Origin of the sequence: Chryseobacterium cucumeris, assembly GCF_016775705.1 — a bacterium.
GTDB lineage: Bacteria > Bacteroidota > Bacteroidia > Flavobacteriales > Weeksellaceae > Chryseobacterium > Chryseobacterium cupriresistens.
This window is the reverse complement of sequence record NZ_CP068760.1, coordinates 3,018,181-3,039,780: the sequence shown is the minus strand read 5'-3', so window position 1 is coordinate 3,039,780 and position 21,600 is coordinate 3,018,181. Positions and strand designations below refer to the sequence as shown.

Genomic DNA, 21,600 nt, shown 5'->3' with positions numbered 1-21,600 from the left:
TGTCGATAAATATCTATAACATCAATTCGCTGAATGCTGAAAACACGCTTCCAGAACAGAGAGATTCACATTCATCTAAAAAAAATGATGAGAAATCATTTTGAAAATATTTAAAAAATTAACAAAAAATAAGTCAATTTGTATATTAACGAAATTTTAATAAATTTTAAAATTAAAATCAATTTTCATTAATTTAAAATAAATGATTAAAAAAATAAACATTAATAACAAATTGTGAAGTAAAAAATACATATAAATAATTCACCAATTTAAAGAAAATGGAGTGAAAAACAGGCTTTCTTCTTAAATTTTATATAAAAAACAGCCTTCTGCCAACAGAGAATTCCTGTTTCAGAATTTTTTATTCATCATAACAATTAAAAAAACCGTTCATTTACTGTTTACTGAGTTCAAATGAATTGTAGAGAATTTCACACAGCATTTATTGTCGTTTTTTGACTGTCTCATTATTAAAATTACAAATAATCCAACTGTAAAATACCATAATATCTCTATAGATAAAAAAGTAAAGCATCCCGAAGTATGAGATGCTTTTATACAATTTTACTGAGAATATAGTTACTTCTGGTAATGATAGTATCTTGCTCCGATTAAAACAGGATTTTCTGTTTCAATAGAGACAAGTCCAAAGCCTTTGTAATTTTTATTTACAGAATCTTTCAGCTGCTTTCTGTGAAGCTTTTCATAGGTTTCAAAGTCCACAGCAGTTCTGCTGTTCAAATTTTCAAATAAATTCCATTTTTCTGCTACTTTTCGCCAGTTTCCGGATACCTTCCCGGCAAACACCTTTGATTTCGATCCGCTTCCATATCCCACAAAGCCAATTTCTTTTCCTGAAAGTTCTTCATTTTCATTAAAAGATGTCTGTAAAGCAGAAAGAAATGCCATAAAAATAGAAGCGGTGTACATATTCCCGATCTCAGAAGAAGCTCTCTGGGTCTTTTCTATCTTATCATTGATTAATTTCAGATAATTTTCTGACTTAGCGATTGCTTTCTGTTCATCTGCAGTTTCATAGGAAAGACCATTCTCCAGACTGTAGATTTCTGTGAAAACTCTTTTTCCGTGGAAGGCATAAGGAAGATGGAAGATAATATACTCCCAGTTTTCATATGGTCTATCCTGTCCTGTTAATTCTTTATAATGATAATAAGCTTCTTTTATTCTATCCTGATAGCATTGGTTAGAATATTGTCCGTCAAAAACAGGCTCATCTGTAAAAATTTCAATCTTTTCTGGATATGTTTCAGGGGCCCCATTCAAGTCTTCTTTTTTATATGATCTTCTGGGTTTGAAAAAATCAAAAACACTTTCTGAAGCAACTCCCCAATTATTTTCAATTTCAAGAAGGTCCGGTTTGGATGAAACCAAAAGGGCTACCGCGCCACCTCCCTGTGTATATTCTCCTGAAGAAGCCAATTCATATTTTGCATAATCACTGGCTATCACAACTGCTTTTTTATCAGGATTTACCCTCACAAAGTCCAGAGCATTGTGTAAAGCATCTACTCCCCCTACGCAGGCAAAAGTCATATCAAGCACATCACAGTTTCTGAAACATCTTGTTCCAAATTCTTCTTCCAATACTTTTTCTACCATTTGTACAGCATAGGAAGCTGTAGGTTTTGCCGCATCTACAGCACTTTCTGTTCCCAGATATACTCTTGCCATTTCCTCAGGGTTGATCTCATAATCTTTTATAAGCTTCAGTAACGCTTCTGCTGCAAAAGTGGCAGCGTCTTCGTGAACATCAGAAAGTCCCATTTTATGAAGACCCAGGCCTTTTTCCAATTTCGCCGGCTCTATCCCTCTTTTTTCTGCTAAATCCTTAATCTCCAAATATAAACCAGGCACATAATAACCCGCTGCTTCAATTCCAAAACTCATAATTGTCTAAATTTTAAACGAATTTATGAAAGATAATGCAAAAAACAGTGGTAAAAAATGCTAATTTTTGCAACATCATTAAAAACCAATGCGTTTTAAAATATAATACAGTAATCCAGAAACCTTTAACAGTAAAAGAAAGCCGGCATATTTGCCGGCTTTATCTATTTTACTTATAATTTTCAATTGCTTTATTGATGACATCAATCTGCTTGTTGATACTTGCGGCGTTTTGCGGATTCTGTTTCAGCAGTTCCATTTTTTTGCTCAAGCCATCTTTCAGCGTCTGAACCATCATCATTTTAGCCTGTGGATTGCCTGCCATTTGGTTTTTGGCATATCCTGCTATTTTAGTGACACTTTCAGTAGCTTTCAGGTTATCGGAAGTCATGATCCAGTTGAAACCGTCTTCTGCTGCTTTTCCCAATTCCGGATTCTGGAATTTAATGAATGGATAAAAAGTGGCAAGAGGTGCAATATTTTCTATCTGTGAAGTAATTCTGTTCTTTACAATAACAGGAAGCAATTGTGCCTGCAATTCTTCTGAAGCACCTTTCATATCAATTTTATCAGCAAGACTGTTTGCTCTTGACGGATCAATAGAAAGAAGCGCACCCATTGAACTTCCTTTTACTGCATTTGAAACAGCATTTACACCTTTTTCAAATAAAGGAAGGTATTTTTTATCTTTTGTTTTTCCTAAAGCCGTAATAGCTGCCGCTTGTACCAATGTTTTAGGATCATTGGAAGCCAGTTTTTCAACTTCAGCACCCAATGCTTTCATTTGTTCAGGATTAGTAAGGTCCATTAAGTTTAATGCTTTTTTTCTTACTCTGAAGAAAGGATCTTTTAATGCAGCAGCCAATAATTTTACAGCTGCAGGGTTTTTCCCGGCCTGATCTTTAATTCCGTTTAGAGCCAGATATCTGCTTTTAAATTCCTTGGAGTTGGTAAACTGCATCAGATTCTGTTCCGGAGTTTTAGTATCCGTAATATCAGCAAGTAAAACTCCGTCTGCGTTGATATTGACAAGATCCGGTGTTTTAGAAACATCAAAACTGAATGTATTTTTTGCTTCTGCATTTACCCAGACATTATATCTTTTAGGTTTTCCATTGTCATAGACATCAATAGCCAGAGGAAATTCAAATGGTTTTTCCTGAGTTTGATTAATGGTTACGGCAACCTGTTTTTTTACCGGTTCAAAGGTGGATGAATAATTAATCTTTGGGTTTCCGCTTCCAAAATACCATTGATTAAAGAACCAGTTTAAGTCTTTCCCGGAAACTTTTTCAAAAGACAATCTTAATTGGTGGGCTTCAGCATTTTGGTATTCATTGGTTTTCAGATAATCATTCATTCCGGCAAAGAAGGCATCATCTCCAAGATAGTTTCTCAGCATATTTAAAATGCCACCTCCTTTCTGGTATGTTACAAGATCAAAAACATCTTCACGGGATTCGTAATTGAATCTCACCAGATTTTTATTAAAATCGGACGGATTATGAAGATAATTATTCACATCCGTCATCAGGTGATAATCTGCCTGGTCTTTTCCATATTTGTATTCATTCCAAAGGTATTCGGAATAGTTAGCAAAAGATTCATTGACGGTAAGGTTGCTCCAGCTTTCTGCCGTTACCAGATCTCCAAACCAATGATGGAACAGTTCATGGGCAATGGTATCTTCCCATGTATTTTCATCGATAAGCTGACCGGGTTTCTGAAGGATATCACTTCCATGAAGAGTGGCTGTGGTATTTTCCATTGCACCACTTACATAATCTCTTCCGGAAATCTGGGCATATTTCGCCCATGGATAGTCATAATTCAGCTTTTTGGAGAAAAAGTCGATCATTTCCGGAGTATTTCCGTAGATCTGTTTAGCATAAGGCTCGTATTCCTTTTCAATATAATAATCAACAGGAATGTTTTTCCATTTGTCTTTTACGATGGCATATTCTCCAACGCCCATAAAGAAAAGATAAGTAGAATGTCTCTTGTCCATCACCCAATGATCGGTTCTAAGTCCGTTGGATTCTTTTTTAGAATCTTTCATAAGACCGTTGGAAAGCGTTACATATTTATCAGGAACTGTCATAAAGATTTCCTGTGTTGTCTTTTGGTTGGGTTTATCAATAGTAGGAAACCATGCTGAAGAAGATTCTGTTTCTCCCTGTGTCCAGATTTGTGTTGGTGTGTTGGGATCTGTTCCCTGAGCGTTTATGAAATACAAACCCTTTGCATCATTGATTGCCATACTTCCCTGTTGTTTCACTTCATTCGGGCGGGAGGTATATTTGATGTAAACGGTATAATCCTGATTTCTCTGATAAGTTTTATCCAGCGTAATTTTTAGAACATCATCTTTGTATTCGTATTTTAAAGGAGACTTTTTACCGTTGTTATCAAGAGCCACTTCATGAATCAGCATTCCTTTTGCATCAAGGGTAAGCTCATTGGTGGCATAGAAGTAAGGTGAAGCGGTAAGCCATTCTTCCCCATTCATCTGTTCTTTCTGATAATCGAAATTCACTTTCAGTTTTGTGTGCTTAAGCTCCGTTACTTTCGTGTGGGTAGCTCTGTATACTTTTTCTCTTCCTGAAGTTTCGGTTTGTGCTGATACATTGGCGGAAAATAAAATTCCAAGTATAGCAATTGATAAAATAGCCTTTCTCATCGGTCTGCTTTATTATTTTTTAGAATTATTTTTTTATGATGATGTCGAAAATATCATTAACAAGGGTTTCATAGTCGCCCTTTTTAAGTTGTTCCTTCGTTTTTGCAAACGCTTTTTTGAGTTCACTTTCCGGATTTTCGTCATCCACTATTTCTGCGGATGCCACACCTTTCAGCTGAAGTACAGCATTCTTCAGTACTTCAATATCTGCATTTTCTTCAATATTAATTTTTAAATACTTCATAATCTGTTCTTAAGCATTTGACATTTATGATATATTGCCTCCCAACGGATCATCTTACAAAAGAAATCCGGTGAACGGGCATTGTTCTTCCAAATGTAAGAAACTATTGCCAAAAGAAAGCGTAGTAAAGGATTTATATTCTAATTCCCTGACTTATGACCACAGACAATATCATCTATTCACATGAAAGTAATAGAAGTAAATTTAAAAAATAAAAAGATATAAAAAATTAAATGGCTACAGGAGCTTTGATCCCCGGATGCGGATCATAATTTTCCAGCGTAAAGTCCTCGAAATCGAAATCAAAGATATTTTTAACGTCAGGATTTAATTTCATTGTAGGAAGTGATCGTGGTTCTCTTCCAAGCTGTCTGTTTACCTGTTCAAAATGATTGTTATAAATATGAACATCTCCAAAACTGTGAACATAATCCCCTACTTCAAGATCACATACCTGAGCTACCATCATCAGCAGCAATGCATAACTTGCAATATTGAACGGTACACCAAGGAAAACATCTGCACTTCTCTGATACAGCTGCAGCGATAATTTACCATCAGCTACGTAGAACTGGAACAAGGCATGACAAGGAGCCAAAGCCATGTTAGGAATTTCTGCAACATTCCATGCTGATACGATAAGTCTTCTGGAATCCGGATTTTTTTTGATCTGGTCAATTACTTCTGTAATCTGGTCTACTACTTTTCCGTCTGCTCCATTCCAGCTTCTCCATTGTGCACCATAAACAGGTCCCAGATTTCCATTTTCATCTGCCCATTCATCCCAGATGCTTACCCCGTTATCATTAAGATACTTAATATTGGTATCTCCTTTCAGGAACCAAAGCAACTCATAGATAATGGATTTCAAATGCACTTTTTTCGTCGTTACCAAGGGAAATCCTTTAGACAGATCATATCTCAGCTGATATCCGAAAACACTTCTTGTTCCGGTGCCTGTTCTATCTGTTTTATCAGTTCCGTTGTCTAAAATATGCTGTAAAAGGTCCAGGTAGTTTTGCATTTTGATAAGGAATTTATGGACCAAATTTAGTAAAAAAAAAGCATCCTGCCTATGGATACTTTTTATAAGAGATTTATGTTTTTTTCGATAAATGAATGTATAGACTACACTCTCAGCCAATTAAGACAACAGATGGATTACAATACAGAGACACTAATTTTTTCACTGTTTCCGTTAATGGATTTCAGCTGTCCGTTTCTGTTTTCGTCTATAAAACTATCAGTATAATAATCAAGACTCACAGGACCGAATTTTACAAGCTTTTTATACTTACTCTGATCAATCACGTCTTTTGCTCCATAATCTATCACAATAGATCCTATCGTTTTCAGCTTGCCCATCTTGCTGTTATCTATGATATCATTAGGCCAATAATCTATAGCAAGATTTCCTATTTTCTTTACCTTACCTGCTTTTTCTTCAGTAAAGGCAGAATCTTCCCAATAGTCTACGGAAATATTCCCTAAACGTTTCAGCTTACCGGCTTTTTCCTTAGTGAAAGTAGAATCTTCCCAGTAATCTATTTTAACGTTTCCAATGCTTTTAAGTTTTCCATATTTCACTTTATCAAAAACCTGATCATCATAGTATTCCAGCTTGCCATTCAGGTCAGGAGCATTAAAATCAGCAATTGACCCGTCTGCATTAAGTGTAAACACAAAACCATCTACAGTAAATTTAACTGTTTCCAGATCATACGTTTTTGACGAAACGGAGGCACGAACCTGTGCATTGACCGCCAAACCTACCAATAAAAAGGCAAGGAAAAATAAATTTTTAATTTTCATATTATTTTAAAGATTATTACCAAATATGCTCAATATCCTGACTGATATTGTTGATGGTAAATGTCTCTCCCATTTTCTTGCCAAACATAGCCTTCACTAAAGGAGATTCTGCAGAAACCGTCATGATTTTCTGGTTCTCAACAATAATCTCTCCCATTGACGCCGCAACATAAAACATTCCTTTATTGGTTTTCACCAATGTTCCGTTCTGAACTTTTTCCGAAGGATCAGAAGTTATTTTCTGCAAAACAGCCTGTTGATTCAACACTTCATTGAGCTGCCTCTGCAGGTTATTGATTTCCTGCTGAAGCATTTCTCTTCCGGTTTCATATTTATCACCCATCGAGCTTTTGGTGTCATTGTTGGAAGCCCGTGTTTCTGCAATAAGATTTTCAAAATACCGGATTTTATCTGCGGCTTTTGCTTTAATGATATTGATTATTTCCTGTTTGTTCATTGGATGATCTTTTTTATTGCGGGCAGATAAACCACCCCGTCAAAATCATAGATTTTGACACCCCTCCAGCGGAGGGGAATTAGGTACTGCTTAGTGACTATGCATTAAGATAAAGCCAAAGATTTAAATATTACTTTTCAAATACGGCAAAATCAGATACCTTAAAACTAAAATCTTTTCCATTGCTGAAATCTCTTTTGGTTTTATCAAAAACATTTCTGAAGGTTCCGGACAGATGTTCGTCTTCAATGGAGAAATTAAGCGGTTCTTTTGACATGTTCAGGACTACCAGCACTTCATCTTTCCCATTTTTCCTTACATAAGCAAGAATTTTATCATTGGCTGTCGTATTAAGAAGATAGGTGGTCACATTGGAATCACCTCCTCTTAATGCAGGATTTGATGTTTTTAAATCCAATAATGTTTTATAGAAATCTGCAGCCTGATAGGTATTGGTCCATTTGATAGCATCTTTTTCGAAAAATTCCAATCTCTTCATATTTGGAAGTTCCTGGCCGGAATATAATAACGGAATGCCATTCCATGTTGCAGAGAATACTGCCATAGGTTTTGTAATGACTCCGTATTTTTCATATTCTGTTCCGTTCCATGAGTTTTCATCGTGATTGGTGGTAAACCAGGCTCTCATTGAAGCGTCTCCGATATTGGAATATTGTCTCAGAAGATCTTTTAATTCCTGAAGAGGTTCATTATTTTTGTAATAGTCAGCAGATTTATGCATCCATTTCCAGGAATAACTGGCGTCGAAAACTTTACCGTACTCCGGACTTTCCAGTTCATCAAATTCTCCCAACCAGAAAAGAGGCTTTATTTTTTCCACTTCAGGACGTGCCTGTTCCCAGAAATCGACTTCTACCCATGAAGCAAGGTCACACCGGAAACCGTCGATATTGGTTTCCTGTACCCAGAACTTCATAGCATCAATCATTGCCTGGCGCATTTCCTGGTTTTTATAATCCAATTCAATAATATCATCCATTCCGGAAGCAATATGGAATTTTCCATCCGGATCTTTAAGATAAAATTCAGGATGTGTTTTTGTCCATAGATGATCCCAGCCGGTATGATTGGCTACCCAGTCGATGATTACTTTGAATCCTAACCTGTGAGCTTCATTCACCATATCTTTAAAATCCTGCAGGGTTCCGAATTCAGGATTGATGGAAGTATAATCTGCTGCGGCATAAGGACTCCCCAGACTTCCCTTTTTATTTTGCCGGGCAATCGGAGTAACAGGCATAAACCAGAGTGTTTTTACTCCCATAGATTTCAGTCGGGGCATTTCTTTTGCAAATGCTTTGAAAGTTCCTTCCTGAGTGTATTGTCTTATGTTTACTTCGTAAATATTTGTATTATGTTTCCAATCTTTTGGCAGTTCTGTCATCTTCCGGATTTTTTTTTGAGTGGTACAGGAAACAATTCCCAGACCAATTACAGCTAACAAAATTATTTTTTTCATTAAACTATTTTTAACAAAAGTAAGGATTGTTTTTGGAGAAAAAGGATAAGTAGTATTTAGACTTATAAAAAATGCTGGATCTATTAAAACCATTAAGAAGGATTTAAGAAATAAAGTCTAGTTAAGATGAATCATTCTGATTTTTAAGCTTAAAGCGAAGCTTATATTAACAACTTAATACCAATATTAATGTTTCAAAATAAAAATTTAAAGAAATTCTGTAAAAAAAGCATAAGTAAAACTCCATAAAAAAGCCCCGGATTAAAATCCAGGGCTGAGATATTTTTGTTGACTATCTTTCATCATCATTGTCATCTTCCTCATCAAAGACATCGTCATTGTAGTCTTCTTCTTCCTCATCATCAAAGCTGTCATCATCTTCATCTGAAAAGTTTCCTCCCGCTACGAAATCATCATCAAAACCGAACTCATCATCTACCAATGGCATTGCTGATTTCTTTTTGCCACCTCCGGCACTTCCGTTTTTGCTGGGAGCTTTTAATGGAACATTTCCAAATCGGTATACGGTGATCGGATAGTTCACGCCTTTTGTTTCTTCAATTACTTCCACAAGCTCGCAGAAGAATTCCCAAAGATCAAGAAGTCCATACTGGAATTGCGCTTTGTCACCTACATTTTCAAAAGCTTCATCAATGTAAACATCTGACATGATCTCACCATCACCATCATCACTCATATCTTCCAATGGGACACTTTTTACGATCGTTCCGTCATCTTCCAACAGATTAAAAGTAGAAAGTTCATCTCCCTGCAGACTGAATGCACTTTTAATTCCTAAATGTAAGTTCCATAACGTTTGTTTTCCCTTAACTTCGACATCACGGAAAATATCCTCTTTCGCATCTAATATTACGCGGATTTTGTAAACCATATCAGTTTCTTAAATTACTTTTTGCCTTTATAATTATGATAAATCTCTGTTGCAAATATATAATAAATGACATGTGACAAAAAAATATTTCAGGATTTTTTAAAATATTTTTTTTTCTTACATTTTGCCGGAATTATTTACTTTTTTCAAGCATAAAACTGAACTTCGTCCCTTCAAGGTAAACGCTTTCTACCGTAATGTTTTCGTTGTGAGCTTCAAGGATGTGTTTTACAATAGCCAGACCAAGTCCGGAGCCGCCTTCTCTTCTGCTTCTGCTGGTTTCCACACGATAAAATCTTTCGAAGATTCTTGGAAGAATTTCAGATTTGATACCCATTCCATTGTCTATCACTTCGATCAGAACCTTATTTTTAAGGACACTGGTTTTTACGATCACTTTTGCTTCCTGCCTGTTGGCATAATGAATAGCATTGGAAATCAGATTAATAAAAACCTGGGAGATTTTCTGTTTATCGGCTTCCACAAAAATCTGCGGATGAAGGGTCTGAATTTGTAATGTTGTATTTCGTTTTTCAGCTTCAAGATCAAGAAGGTCAAAAATCTCTTTGATCAGAAGATTCACATCGAATTTTGAAACGGTAAGATTGATTTCACCGGCTTCCAGCCTGTTAATCATATCAAGATCTGTCACAATAGCGATCAGTCTTTCTACCGATTTATCAATTCTCTCCAGATATTTGTCACGGATTGTAAGATTATCCACGCCGCCGTCTCTTAGGGTTTCTACATATCCTTGGATAGAAAAAAGAGGAGTCTTCAGCTCATGGGAAACATTTCCGATGTATTCTTTACGGTAACTTTCCATCTCTTTCATCATATCAATTTCGGAAGCTCTCTGCTGATTAAGGTCTGAAAATCTTTCTCCCAATTCTTTAATGGTTATATTTTCATCATTATCATGAACCATTTCCTGAGGAAGGATTCCGGAAAGTCCTTTCACCTGCTTTCTTCCGTAATAATTAAAGAGCAGCTCCAGCACCACACAGTTGATCATAAAGATCAGGATAATACAGATGAAAAGACCCGTTTTGAACAAAGGGGTCTCATAATAGATATCTTTCAGCGAATCGAATACGACTACTAAAAGGAGCATTACCAGTGTCAGCAGACAGGAGGCAACGAGGGTAAGTCTGTAAAATTTCAATTTTACAACGTTTTAATGATTGAACGTAAAGTTAGGATTTTTAAATAATTAAACGATCAGTTTATACCCAATCCCTTTCAATGTCTGAATCGTATTGATTCCCAGTTTTTCTCTTAGTCTTCTGATGTGAACATCAATGGTTCTTTCTCCTACGATCACATCATTACCCCAGACTTTTTCCAGGATCTCTTCTCTTTTGAAAACCTTCTCCGTATTGGAAGCCAAAAGGTAAAGCAAATCAAATTCTTTTTTAGGAAGAAGAAATTGCTGTCCGCTCTTGGAAACCCTGAAGTTATCTTTGTCGATAACAAGGTCTCCGATTTCGATGAGTTTAGCATTGTCAGACACCTGAGAGGTCAGCTGTAATAATGCATTCACTTTAGAGATAAGGATTTTTGGTTTGATCAGTTTTACAATGTAATCATTAGCACCCGCCTGAAAACCTGCTAATTGAGAAAACTCTTCGCTTCTTGCAGAAAGGAACACGATAAGTGTTTTTTGCAGTTCTTTCACTTTACGAAGTTCCTGACAGGTTTCTATACCATCTTTTTCAGGCATCATGACATCTAATAAGATAAGATCCGGAACAATTTCCTTTGCTTTTTCTATACCTTCGTTACCATTGGTAGCGGTATAGATATCATACCCTTCTTTTTCCAAATTGTAAGACAGAATCTCTAAAATGTCCAGTTCATCGTCTATTAAAAGAATTTTTTTGCTCATCTTCTAGTTTAAGAATTCCCACAAAATTAATTATTTCAATTGATTTCATCTATCCGCCAAATGTTAACTAATTATTAAAAAATTACATTTTACACATTAATTACAAAATCAATAAAAAAATCAATAAATAAATATACACAAATCAAATATAAGGAATAATAATTAACATTAAAACAAAAATTATAATTATATAAATTAAACATCGATAAGTATAAAATCTGTTCTTTCGTTAATACAAACTTCATAATTAATTAAGATTCTCCTAAAGTTTTCTTAAAAACTTAGCCTTTATTTTGCCCTTGAAAAAGAAGTAAAAGAAGTAATAATGAAAAAACAACTCCACAAGAGCATCATGCTACTTGCCTTGTTTTCTGCTGGCTATGCTTTTGCACAAAGTCAGATTTTGGAAGGTAGGGTATTGGACGAGAAAGATAATACTCCAATAGAAGGTGTAAAGGTAAAAGTAAATGGTCAGGAAGTAACCACTGACATTTCCGGATACTACTCTATCAACCTTTCCCCTGGCACCAATTACATTGTAACCGTAAGTTCCAACGGGTATAACAGAAAAGAGATCAGTGAAGTTATTATCAAAAATGAAGGTAACACCCATCTTGATATCGTTCTGGATAAGCCCTCTACCAAAGAGAAAGAAATTGAGGGAGTTGTCATAAAATCAAACGCAAGAAAAGAAACCATAGCCTCTACCATCGGTTTACAAAAGAATGCCGGTGTAGTTTCTCAGGTTATCGGTGTTGAAGCGATTAAAAGAAGTCCGGACAGAAACACCGGTGAAGTTCTGAAAAGAGTTTCAGGGGTGAGTTTATTCGACGGAAAATATATTGTAGTAAGAGGTTTATCAGACCGTTATAACCAGGCCATGCTGAACGGTATTCAGTTATCCAGTACGGAGCCTGACAGAAAGACTTTCTCTTTTGATCTTTTCCCTGCTAACGTTATCGAAACCCTTGTTATCAACAAAACGTTCATTCCGGAATATACAGGAGAATGGGGAGGTGCTTTGATTCAGGTAAATACGAAGGATATTCCTAATAAAAACTTCTTCAATGTACAGGTAGGTGTAGGTGGAAACACTGCTACTATGGGACAGGAATTCCATATGCAGAAAGGAGGAAAATGGGACTTTTTAGGAATTGATGACGGCTATAGAAAACTTCCAACCAATATGCCTGCGAAAAATGCTTTCAGTATTCTGACTGAAGCACAAAAAACAGAGATTGGTAAAGGATATACCAAGAATCTGGGATACAACAGCATTGGTTATCCTGAAAACTTAAGTTTACAATTAGACGGAGGTTTCAACACGAAAGTATTCGGAAAAGATTTAGGAGTAATTGCTGTTTTAAACTATAGTAACAACAAAAGAAGAACCGAATCTACCAACCGTTTCTTTACTATCAACGACCAGCTTGCTGATACCAACTTCGATTATTTTACAGAAAAATACAGCAATGATATTATTTTAGGAGGGATGTTGAACCTTTCTTTAAAGCTGAACAACAATAATAAAATCTCCTTAAAGAATATCATCACCAACAATACGGTAAATCACATGTCCTTCAGAACAGGAAAGGACTTTGAATTTGATCCGATTAACGGTACCAATATCATGGCAAGGGAAATTGGATTTAAAGAAACAACTTTCTATAACTCTACCCTTTCCGGTAATCATAAAATTGATGTACTTGGCGGATTGACCGTGAACTGGTACGGAAGTTTCGGAATCCTTGATCAATACATTCCTTTGCTGCAGCGTTTACAGTATAACCAATATACGAATATGCCGGGAAGCCCTTATTTAGCATTAATTTCTAATGGTCTTTCTCAAAAATCAGGAAGTGTATTCTACTCCACCCTAAGCGACTATTTATATAATGCAGGAGGTGATGTTTCCAAGACGTTTACGATGTTTGGACAAAAACAAACGATCAAAGGAGGTTATTTATTCCAGGTAAAAGACAGAATATACAACTCAAGACCATTCTCTGTAAGGCTTGAAAACTTCAATCAGGGATTACTTTCCCAGCCTTTTGAAACCATCTTCAATCCTGGTAACTTCGGAACTAACGGTGGATTCACATTTGATGAAATTGCAGGAAACCAGTACAGATATATTGCCAACACCATCCTTAACGCAGGATACTTACAGTTTGACAATAACTTCACACCATGGTTAAGAGCTGTCTGGGGATTAAGAGTGGAGAACTTTGATCAGTTGGTAGGAAGCACGAAGAAAAGCGATGACCGTTTTGTAAACACTCGTGTTACAGATTTCTTACCTGCTGTGAACTTAACATTCAAGGTAAATCCTAAAATGAATATCCGTCTTGCAGGTTCACAAACTGTTGTAAGACCAGAATTTAGAGAAGTTTCTCCTTTGGCATATTATGATTTTGATCTGGGAGCAACTGTAATCGGTAACAAATCTATCGAAAGAACCAAAATTACGAGTGCCGACCTTCGCTGGGAATTCTACCCAAGAAACGGGGAAATTATTTCCGTGGCAGGTTTCTATAAAAACTTCAAAAAACCGATCGAATTATACTTCAACCAATCCGGGGTAGGAACGAGTAACACCTTCAACTATCTTAACGTAGATAAAGCTGATGCTTACGGACTGGAAGTGGAAGCCAGAAAAAAACTGGATTTTGTAAGCGCTCTTAAAAACTTTACGCTGGGTGGAAACGTAGCACTAATTAAAAACAGAGTAACAGACGAAGCGACTAACATAGACAGACCAATGCAGGGGCAATCTCCATACACGGTCAATTTAAGTCTTCAGTATGATACTGAAAAATCAGGATGGTCTTCAACGCTATTGTTCAACATGATCGGAAGAAGAATCCTTTATGTAGGAAACGATCAGGTTCCACCAATCTGGGAAGCACCAAGACCTCTTTTAGATTTCCAGCTTTCTAAAAAATTATGGAGCAACAAAGGAGAGATCAAGCTGAATGTTTCAGACATCCTGAACCGTCGTGCGAAATTCTACCATGACCTGAACGACAATGGCAAGTATGACAGCAAAGATGCTCTTGCTATTGAAAGACTTACAGGAACCAATATCAGTTTAACACTGGGATACAATTTTTAATTCACTCAACAAATAATCTAATAAATAATTTAATTCTTTATAACATGAAAAAGTTCGTTTTATATTCTTTAATGCTTGGCGCTCTAGTATCAACTACCGCATGTAGAAATATAGAAGAAGATGGACCTACCATTATTCAAAATGGAGGTAACGGAAACGGAGAAACTGAAAACCTTATTCTTTCAGGAAAAATCACTTCCAATACTACACTTAAAGCCAATAAAATCTATAAGCTGAGAGGACTGGTATATGTAACTAACGGAGCTACTTTAACGATCGAGCCAGGTACAAAGATTGTAGGTGAAGCTGATAAAAACGGAGCTTTGATCATTACAAGAGGAAGTAAAATCATGGCAGAAGGTACTGCTGCCAACCCTATTATTTTCACTTCAGAAAAACCAAGTCCTAAAAGAGGAGACTGGGCAGGTTTAGTTATTTTAGGAAATGCTCCTACCAATGCATCTTTCGGAGGTGCAAACGGAGTTGGAGAAATTGAAGGAGGAATCAACAACTCTGAAGGTCTTGGACTTTATGGCGGAACCAACGCTGCGGACAACAGTGGTGTATTAAAATATGTAAGAATAGAATATGCAGGATATGCATTTTTACCAGATAAAGAGGTTAACGGACTTACATTCGGTGGTGTAGGTAACGGAACTACAGTAGATTATGTAGAGGTTGCTTATGCTAACGATGACAGTTTTGAGTGGTTCGGAGGAACAGTAAACTGTTCTCACCTTATTTCTTACAAAGGTCTTGATGACGATTTCGATACTGACAACGGGTATTCAGGAAAGGTACAGTTTGGTATCGCAGTAAGAGATTCTCAGGTAGCAGACGTTTCAGGTTCTAATGCATTTGAATCTGATAATGATGCCAACGGTTCTACTTTAGCCCCTCAGACATCCGCTACGTTCTCTAACATGACGATTATCGGGCCAATCAACTCTGCAAATCCTGGATCAATCAATGCGTTATTCCAGAATGCACTACAGATCAGAAGAAACTCTTCTATCTCTGTATTCAACTCTGTATTCACAGGGTTCCCGGTTGGTTTATTCATCGATGCTACAAAAGGTTCTCCAACAGATAACAATATTGTTGGTAACAAATTATTCTTCGAAAACAACATATTGGCCGGAACTACAACTCCTTTAAAATTCGGGCCATCAACTTCTACTCCGACAACATATACTTTAGCTGACCTTACTACATGGTTCAATGCTAAAGGAAACACCATCCTTGCTTCTACAGCTGATGTAAAACTTGCCGGTGCTTGGGCTCCTGCAGGAACTACTCCAAACTTTACCCCTACTTCAGGTTCTCCATTATTAACAGGTGGAGCATTTACAAACGCTAAATTAGCAACCTGGTTTACGCAGGTTACTTACAGAGGTGCTGTAAAAGATGCTACGGATACATGGTATGCAGGATGGACTAACTTTAACTTATAACATCATCATATAAGTACCTAGATTTAATTTCAAATAGAGGCCTCCGGAAGTAATTTCCGGGGGCTTTTTTTATCGTTATTACGGGATATTACAAATAGTAGGAATTTTGAATATGAATAGATGTTCACATTGTAAAACATATAAAGGGAATATGAACAGTAATTTTGGGGTTTGAATACAGATATTCTTTCATAAGTTTTGCTAAAGCCTGAGGTATATTTTTTTCCATTCAAACGGGCTAAAGCCCGTTCCTATTGATAAAGAAGAACCCCGAAACCCGAATCCCGAAACTCATAACTCATAATTCAAAAAAAGCCACCAGAAAAGCTTCCGATGGCAGTTACAAAAAACAAGTGTATAAAAATATATATACTTCACATTAATTTCTCCAAAATAAATTCCCGTCATTCATCAGGGCTTTTATTTCAGACATTCTGGAAACAGCTTCTGCAGAGCATGAAGCATCTGTCAGAACAATTGCTGCTTCATCACCGGCTTTTGGCCATTGCTGCTTTCCTTTTTCGTCCAGAGGAAGAATGGCTTGAGTCGCAAACTGCAAAGCTCTTGAAAGGGCATATTCTGTAGTATAACCGTACAGTTCAGCAATAAGATTCGCTTTCTGCAGCATACTTCCGGAACCGAACGTACTCCAGTAATCCTGTACATTGTCGTTTCCAATCAATACGTTTACTCCGTATTTTTTCAGGGTTGGAATAGGCATTACTTTTCCTTTAAAAGGTACGGAAGAAGCGATTCCTACTTTTCCGGCAGCCAGTCTTTCTGCAATCTGTTCAGTTTCTTTAGGAGAAAGATGAGCTAAAGCAAATGCATGGCTTACAAACGTTTTTCCCTGAAGTGCAGGGTTTTCCATCGCTTTATCAATCAGATAATTGATTGTTTTCATTCCGGATTCTCCTGCTTCGTGCAGGTGAATATCAATTCCTTTGTTGTAATCTAAAGCCAGCTGAATCGTAAAATCCATTACTTTTTCAATGCTGCCGTCAATACTTAAAGGATCCAATCCGCCAATAAATCCCACACTTGTAAGCTGTGCTGCTTCTTTCATCAATGGAGCCGTTTCTGTATAATAAACTCCATGCTGCGGGAAGGCCACCAGTTCAGCTTTGAAAGAATCTTTTTTATTATTAAGAGCCTGCTCAAGATGTTCCAGGGATTTCAGTCCAGAGGTAGGATCAATATTGAAATGCGTTCTTACAAAATGCGTTCCGTAATGCTGTTGTAAACTGATCAGCTGTTCTGCCCTGCTTACCGAAGTCTTCAACAATTCAGGAATGATTTCCTGTTCATAGGCGATCATATCTTTCACTGTTTTTCTTTTCGGAGAAAGGGCCTGCCATGGAAGACCATATAACGTTTTATCCAGATGAATGTGCATATCCCTGAATGCGGGAAGCATCAGGTATCCTTTAGCATCGATTGCATTGGAAGCCGGATCATTGGCTTTTACTGTTTTTATTTTTCCATCTTCAATTTCAATACTGAAAAGGCCTGTTTTTGTTCCGGTAACCTCTTCATTTTCGTATTCAAAACCCGTTTCCAGACGGACATTTTTCAGGGAATAGTTTCCTTTTGCAGTTAATTGATAGGGAAATTTCATGATTTAAAATTTAACAATACAAAATTAAGCCGGCCTGAGAGTAAAACCGGTGTATCAATTATGTCTTGTTTTGTACAGATTATTCTTTAAACTGGGAAGGTGTCATTCCCGTTTGGGCTTTAAAGAATTTTGAAAAGCTGGCATGATCATAGAAACCAAGATCATAAACAATATCTTTTACAGACATTTCGGAAACTTTCAGCAGTCTTTTGGCTTCCAGTAAAATGCGGTTCTGAATAAGTGAAGAAGCTGAAGCATTGAGGTTTTTCTTACAGACAATATTCAGGTAGTTGGCAGAAATATTCAGTTTATCGGCATAAAAAGATACAGATCTTTCTGTTTTAAAATATTCGTCAATAAGATGCAGAAATTTTGAAATAATAGGATTTGAGTTATAGATTTCAAAGTCTTTAAAAGCGCCTTCCACAGATTGACTCACCAGCAAACCGATCAATTCACTTCTTTTTTGAATCAGTTCCCAAAAGACTTTTTCCCCACTCAATTCTTTCTGGATAGCCTGAAATTCATACAGAAAAGTTTCAAAAACTTCTTTGGAAAGATTGATCACCGGATGGTTCTGGTAATACGAGGCAGAAAACCGTAATGAGGGCAGAAAACTTTCAAACCAATCTCTGCTGATCATCAGCTGATACCCGATGGTTTCTTTTTCAATCACCCATTGGTGTACCTGATCGGGAAAAACAAGATGAATCTGATGGTCTTTAACCTGATATTCTGTAAAATCTATGGTATGTGAACCTACTCCCTTCTCAAAAAGATTGATGATAAAAAAATCATGTTTGTGCGGATCATCAATGGAGCGCGCTCCGGAAAGTTCATTAAACAGCAGATTACAGCCCTTCAGCTGATTCTCACTAAATTCCTGAATTCCCAAAATAGGAAAATGATCTGTATGGTAAGCCACTCTGCCTGATTTTCTCCTAAAATTACTAAAATTTATGAGAGAAAAAACTAAAACAACCACAAAAGGAACAAAAGCTTTATCTGCATCACGCTATCTTCATTTCCATCTTCGTTTCGTAACTTTTCGTAAACTTTTCATCCCCATTATGGTTGAAAAAACACAACTAGATTATATATTAATTTATTTAATCTTTTTTTTCTACATTAAAAAACAACGTTTCCTTCATGAATTAAAGACTCCACGTGTGAAATTCGTGATACTGCTTCTGCAGAACAACTTGCGTTGATCAATACAAAATTTGCTTTATCCCCGGACTTCGGCCATTGTTGAGTACCTTTATCATCTAACGGAAGAATATTTCCAGTTGCCAGTTTTAAGCTTCTTGATAATAAATACTCTGTTGAATATCCATACAATTGAGCCATTAAATTGGCTTTCTGAAGGACACTTCCGGTTCCGAAAGTATTCCAGTGATCCACAATACTGTCATTTCCTGTGAGAACAGTTACATTATGCTTGTAAAGTGTTGGTATGGGCATAATCAGCCTTCCGAAAGGGATTGTAGAAACAATTCCAATCTGTGCATCACCCAATTTTTCAGCAATTTCTTCCTGTTTTGCGGCTTCTAATTTTCCAAGAACAAAACAGTGGCTTACATATGTTTTTCCTTTAAGAGCTGGGTTTTCGTTTACTTTTTTAATCAGGTATTCTACCGTTTTCAATCCCGAGTCTCCGGTTTCGTGTAAGTGAATATCTATTCCTTTTTTATTGTCTAAAGCAAGCTGAACAGTAAAGTCTACCACTTTTTCAATATCGCCATCAATGTTGAACGGATCTACTCCACCAATAAAATCGATGTCCATCTTCGCAGCTTCTTTCAGATAAGGTACGGAATCCGTATAGAATACACCATGCTGTGGGAAGGCTACCAATTCAGCTCCAAAGCCCTTCTTTTTATTTTCTAAAGCTTTCTGAAGATTTTTTAATGACTGAAGTTTTGAAGTGGGCTCAATATTCACGTGACTTCTTGCAAAGGAAGTTCCCTTAGACTGTAATAACTCAATCAGTTTTTCGGCTTTGAAAGTTGAATTCTTCAGCATCTCAGGAAGCATTTTCTGCTCCAGTTCTATCATTCCTTTGACACCTCCTGTTCTTTTTCTAACGGCCTGCCATTGATCACCATAAAAGGTTTTATCCAAATGGATGTGCATATCCTTAAATGCAGGAAGCATCAACAGTCCTTTTGCATCTACCGCTTTAGCATTAGGTTGATTGGGTGAAATCTTTATAATTTTTCCGTTCTCAACTTCAACATAAAATAGATCCGTTTTGGTAGAAGTCACTTCCCCATCCTGGTATTCAAATCCTGTTTCCAAACGAACATTCTTAAGGTTCATTTTTCCTTTTGCTGAAAGATTTTTCTCATCGAAAGGCGATGCAGTCATGATATTAGGTATTAAAGTTAATCCCGCTACAGCCAACGCTGAATTCCGGATAAAATCTTTACGGGAGATGGTATTGTCTGAGGTCTTCATTTCCAATCTATTTAAGACAAAATTAAAAAGAAGCCCCTTGAATGAGGTGTATGGTTTATTACAAAATCTGTATGATTTATACTTTGTGGTAATTCCCTGCTGAAATACTCAGTTTATCTTTCTACACTACAACTAAGAGTATCCCACAACGCTTGTCATTCCATAAAAATCCAGATTATGCTGTTTTTACTCTTCTACCGCAGTGACAAAGATTGCGTTGATTTTTTTCAATCTAAACTCATCAAATCAATTTTCTTTTCCATAAAAAAACCGGATCTAAAATCCGGCTTCATTTATTTTTATTTATTTGAATATTCAAATTTTCTTACTGCTTCCAGTGTCATATCAATTTCTTTATCCTTGATCGCATCACTGATGAAGTAAGTTTCATAACCACTTGGCGGAAGATATACTCCATTCTGCAACATTTGATGGAAGAAATTATTGAACAATGAATGGTTAGCTTCCTGAGCCTCATCAAAGTTGGAAACACTGCTGATATGGAAGAATACCGACATCATAGAACCTTTTCTGTTGATTCTGTGAGCGATTCCTTTTTCATTCAGAATTTTCCCTATTTCAAAATCCAATGTTTCTGTTGTTTTCTCCAATCTGTTGAAAAACTCAGGATCATTTTTAATAAGCTGAAGAGTTTTTAATCCGGCTCTCATGGCTAAAGGATTTCCGCTTAATGTTCCCGCCTGGTATACCCCTCCTTTTGGTGCAAGGTGATCCATAATTTCATTTCTTCCTGCGAAAGCTCCTACCGGAAGACCTCCACCGATTACCTTTCCGTAAGTCACTAAATCTGCTTTTACATTGAAAAGTTCCTGTGCACCTCCGAAAGCTAATCTGAAACCGGTCATTACTTCATCAAAGATTAACAAAGCACCGTTTTCATCACAGATCTTTCTCAGGTTTTGTAAGAAATCGTTTTCAGGCAGTACACAGCCCATATTCCCTGCTACAGGTTCTATAATTACAGCTGCAATTTCTCCCGGATTGTGGCGGAATAAATCCTGAACCTGTTCAAAATCATTATAACGGGCCAGCAAAGTATCTTTTGCAGTTCCGGAAGTTACTCCCGGAGAGTTTGGATTTCCGAATGTAGCGGCGCCGCTTCCTGCTTTGATCAGGAATGAATCTGAATGTCCGTGATAGCAGCCTTCAAATTTTACAATCTTATCTCTTCCTGTATATCCTCTTGCCAGTCTTATGGCACTCATACATGCTTCTGTTCCTGAAGAAACCATTCTGATCTGGTCAATATTAGGAACATTTTCAATGATGAATTTTGCAATTTCTGTTTCCAGCTCTGTAGGTGCACCGAAAGAGAATCCTTTCTCTGCCTGTATTTTCAGTTCTTCCAATACTTCAGGATGTGTATGTCCTAAAATGGCTGGGCCCCATGAGTTAATATAATCGATGTAAGTATTGTCATCTGCATCGGTAAGGTAAGCTCCTTTTGCCGATTTCATGAAAACGGGCACTCCTCCTACGGATTTGAATGCTCTTACCGGAGAGTTTACACCTCCCGGAATGTATTTGTAGGCTTCATCAAATAAAGCCGAACTTCTTTGATACTTCATTTT

16 protein-coding genes are annotated in these 21,600 nt (G+C 36.7%); 2 read left to right on the top strand and 14 right to left on the bottom strand.

Translation table 11 applies throughout. The annotated features are described in order from the left end of the window. Positions 1–579: 579 nt before the first annotated feature. From JNG87_RS13650 to JNG87_RS13605, 10 genes are all read right to left on the bottom strand, one after another. Positions 580–1,908: a hydroxymethylglutaryl-CoA synthase family protein gene (locus JNG87_RS13650; protein ID WP_202838894.1), complete on the bottom strand. Its 1,329-nt coding sequence runs from the start codon at positions 1,906–1,908 to the stop codon at positions 580–582. A 169-nt stretch (positions 1,909–2,077) separates the two neighbouring features. Continuing rightward, positions 2,078–4,588 (bottom strand): M1 family metallopeptidase, encoded by a 2,511-nt coding sequence (locus JNG87_RS13645; protein ID WP_202838893.1) that lies wholly within the window; start codon positions 4,586–4,588, stop codon positions 2,078–2,080. A 25-nt stretch (positions 4,589–4,613) separates the two neighbouring features. Continuing rightward, positions 4,614–4,832: a hypothetical protein gene (locus JNG87_RS13640; protein ID WP_110010187.1), complete on the bottom strand. Its 219-nt coding sequence runs from the start codon at positions 4,830–4,832 to the stop codon at positions 4,614–4,616. A 229-nt stretch (positions 4,833–5,061) separates the two neighbouring features. Next, on the bottom strand, positions 5,062–5,856 hold the full coding sequence (locus JNG87_RS13635; RefSeq protein WP_110010188.1) for a thymidylate synthase: 795 nt from the start codon (positions 5,854–5,856) through the stop codon (positions 5,062–5,064). A 137-nt stretch (positions 5,857–5,993) separates the two neighbouring features. Beyond that, positions 5,994–6,644 (bottom strand): hypothetical protein, encoded by a 651-nt coding sequence (locus tag JNG87_RS13630; protein ID WP_110010189.1) that lies wholly within the window; start codon positions 6,642–6,644, stop codon positions 5,994–5,996. A 16-nt stretch (positions 6,645–6,660) separates the two neighbouring features. Further along, entirely contained in the window at positions 6,661–7,101 is a 441-nt protein-coding gene (locus JNG87_RS13625) for a hypothetical protein (protein WP_110010190.1), read from the bottom strand. Between the two features lie 130 nt (positions 7,102–7,231). Beyond that, positions 7,232–8,581 carry an alpha-amylase family glycosyl hydrolase gene (locus JNG87_RS13620; RefSeq protein ID WP_202838892.1) on the bottom strand — a complete coding sequence of 450 codons (1,350 nt, stop codon included), beginning with the start codon at positions 8,579–8,581 and terminating at the stop codon, positions 7,232–7,234. 292 nt (positions 8,582–8,873) lie between these two features. Continuing rightward, positions 8,874–9,473, bottom strand: coding sequence for an IS1096 element passenger TnpR family protein (locus JNG87_RS13615; RefSeq protein WP_137905915.1), 600 nt, complete (start codon positions 9,471–9,473; stop codon positions 8,874–8,876). 133 nt (positions 9,474–9,606) lie between these two features. Next, entirely contained in the window at positions 9,607–10,638 is a 1,032-nt protein-coding gene (locus JNG87_RS13610) for a sensor histidine kinase (RefSeq protein ID WP_110010193.1), read from the bottom strand. Positions 10,639–10,686: 48 nt separating this feature from the next. Then, on the bottom strand, positions 10,687–11,361 hold the full coding sequence (locus JNG87_RS13605) for a response regulator (RefSeq protein WP_002977493.1): 675 nt from the start codon (positions 11,359–11,361) through the stop codon (positions 10,687–10,689). Positions 11,362–11,686: 325 nt separating this feature from the next. Here JNG87_RS13605 and JNG87_RS13600 point away from each other — a divergent pair, with 325 nt between their 5' ends. Together JNG87_RS13600 and JNG87_RS13595 are read left to right on the top strand one after the other, a co-directional pair. Continuing rightward, positions 11,687–14,476: a TonB-dependent receptor gene (locus JNG87_RS13600; protein WP_202838891.1), complete on the top strand. Its 2,790-nt coding sequence runs from the start codon at positions 11,687–11,689 to the stop codon at positions 14,474–14,476. Between the two features lie 44 nt (positions 14,477–14,520). Then, positions 14,521–15,930, top strand: a complete 1,410-nt coding sequence (locus tag JNG87_RS13595; protein ID WP_202838890.1) for a hypothetical protein — start codon at positions 14,521–14,523, stop codon at positions 15,928–15,930. A gap of 379 nt (positions 15,931–16,309) precedes the next feature. On the opposite strand, the gene JNG87_RS13590 is transcribed toward JNG87_RS13595, so the two are convergent. The 4 genes from JNG87_RS13590 to hemL all read right to left on the bottom strand — a co-directional run bounded on the left by JNG87_RS13590 (position 16,310) and on the right by hemL (position 21,597). Then, a complete protein-coding gene (locus JNG87_RS13590; protein ID WP_202838889.1) occupies positions 16,310–17,548 on the bottom strand; it encodes an amidohydrolase in 1,239 nt (412 codons plus the stop codon). Between the two features lie 79 nt (positions 17,549–17,627). Continuing rightward, entirely contained in the window at positions 17,628–18,473 is an 846-nt protein-coding gene (locus tag JNG87_RS13585) for an AraC family transcriptional regulator (RefSeq protein ID WP_202838888.1), read from the bottom strand. A gap of 203 nt (positions 18,474–18,676) precedes the next feature. Then, a complete protein-coding gene (locus JNG87_RS13580; RefSeq protein ID WP_202838887.1) occupies positions 18,677–20,008 on the bottom strand; it encodes an amidohydrolase in 1,332 nt (443 codons plus the stop codon). Positions 20,009–20,307: 299 nt separating this feature from the next. After that, positions 20,308–21,597, bottom strand: a complete 1,290-nt coding sequence (gene hemL / locus JNG87_RS13575; protein WP_202838886.1) for a glutamate-1-semialdehyde 2,1-aminomutase — start codon at positions 21,595–21,597, stop codon at positions 20,308–20,310. Between the last annotated feature and the right edge of the window lie 3 nt (positions 21,598–21,600).

What these genes read in the sequence shown, in the direction of transcription:
- JNG87_RS13650 (WP_202838894.1), bottom strand. Translation starts at nt 1,908, where the DNA reads ATGAGTTTTGGAATTGAAGCAGCGGGTTATTATGTGCCTGGTTTATAT.
- JNG87_RS13645 (WP_202838893.1), bottom strand. Translation starts at nt 4,588, where the DNA reads ATGAGAAAGGCTATTTTATCAATTGCTATACTTGGAATTTTATTTTCC.
- JNG87_RS13640 (WP_110010187.1), bottom strand. Translation starts at nt 4,832, where the DNA reads ATGAAGTATTTAAAAATTAATATTGAAGAAAATGCAGATATTGAAGTA.
- JNG87_RS13635 (WP_110010188.1), bottom strand. Translation starts at nt 5,856, where the DNA reads ATGCAAAACTACCTGGACCTTTTACAGCATATTTTAGACAACGGAACT.
- JNG87_RS13630 (WP_110010189.1), bottom strand. Translation starts at nt 6,644, where the DNA reads ATGAAAATTAAAAATTTATTTTTCCTTGCCTTTTTATTGGTAGGTTTG.
- JNG87_RS13625 (WP_110010190.1), bottom strand. Translation starts at nt 7,101, where the DNA reads ATGAACAAACAGGAAATAATCAATATCATTAAAGCAAAAGCCGCAGAT.
- JNG87_RS13620 (WP_202838892.1), bottom strand. Translation starts at nt 8,581, where the DNA reads ATGAAAAAAATAATTTTGTTAGCTGTAATTGGTCTGGGAATTGTTTCC.
- JNG87_RS13615 (WP_137905915.1), bottom strand. Translation starts at nt 9,473, where the DNA reads ATGGTTTACAAAATCCGCGTAATATTAGATGCGAAAGAGGATATTTTC.
- JNG87_RS13605 (WP_002977493.1), bottom strand. Translation starts at nt 11,361, where the DNA reads ATGAGCAAAAAAATTCTTTTAATAGACGATGAACTGGACATTTTAGAG.
- JNG87_RS13600 (WP_202838891.1), top strand. Translation starts at nt 11,687, where the DNA reads ATGAAAAAACAACTCCACAAGAGCATCATGCTACTTGCCTTGTTTTCT.
- JNG87_RS13595 (WP_202838890.1), top strand. Translation starts at nt 14,521, where the DNA reads ATGAAAAAGTTCGTTTTATATTCTTTAATGCTTGGCGCTCTAGTATCA.
- JNG87_RS13590 (WP_202838889.1), bottom strand. Translation starts at nt 17,548, where the DNA reads ATGAAATTTCCCTATCAATTAACTGCAAAAGGAAACTATTCCCTGAAA.
- JNG87_RS13580 (WP_202838887.1), bottom strand. Translation starts at nt 20,008, where the DNA reads ATGAAGACCTCAGACAATACCATCTCCCGTAAAGATTTTATCCGGAAT.
- hemL (WP_202838886.1), bottom strand. Translation starts at nt 21,597, where the DNA reads ATGAAGTATCAAAGAAGTTCGGCTTTATTTGATGAAGCCTACAAATAC.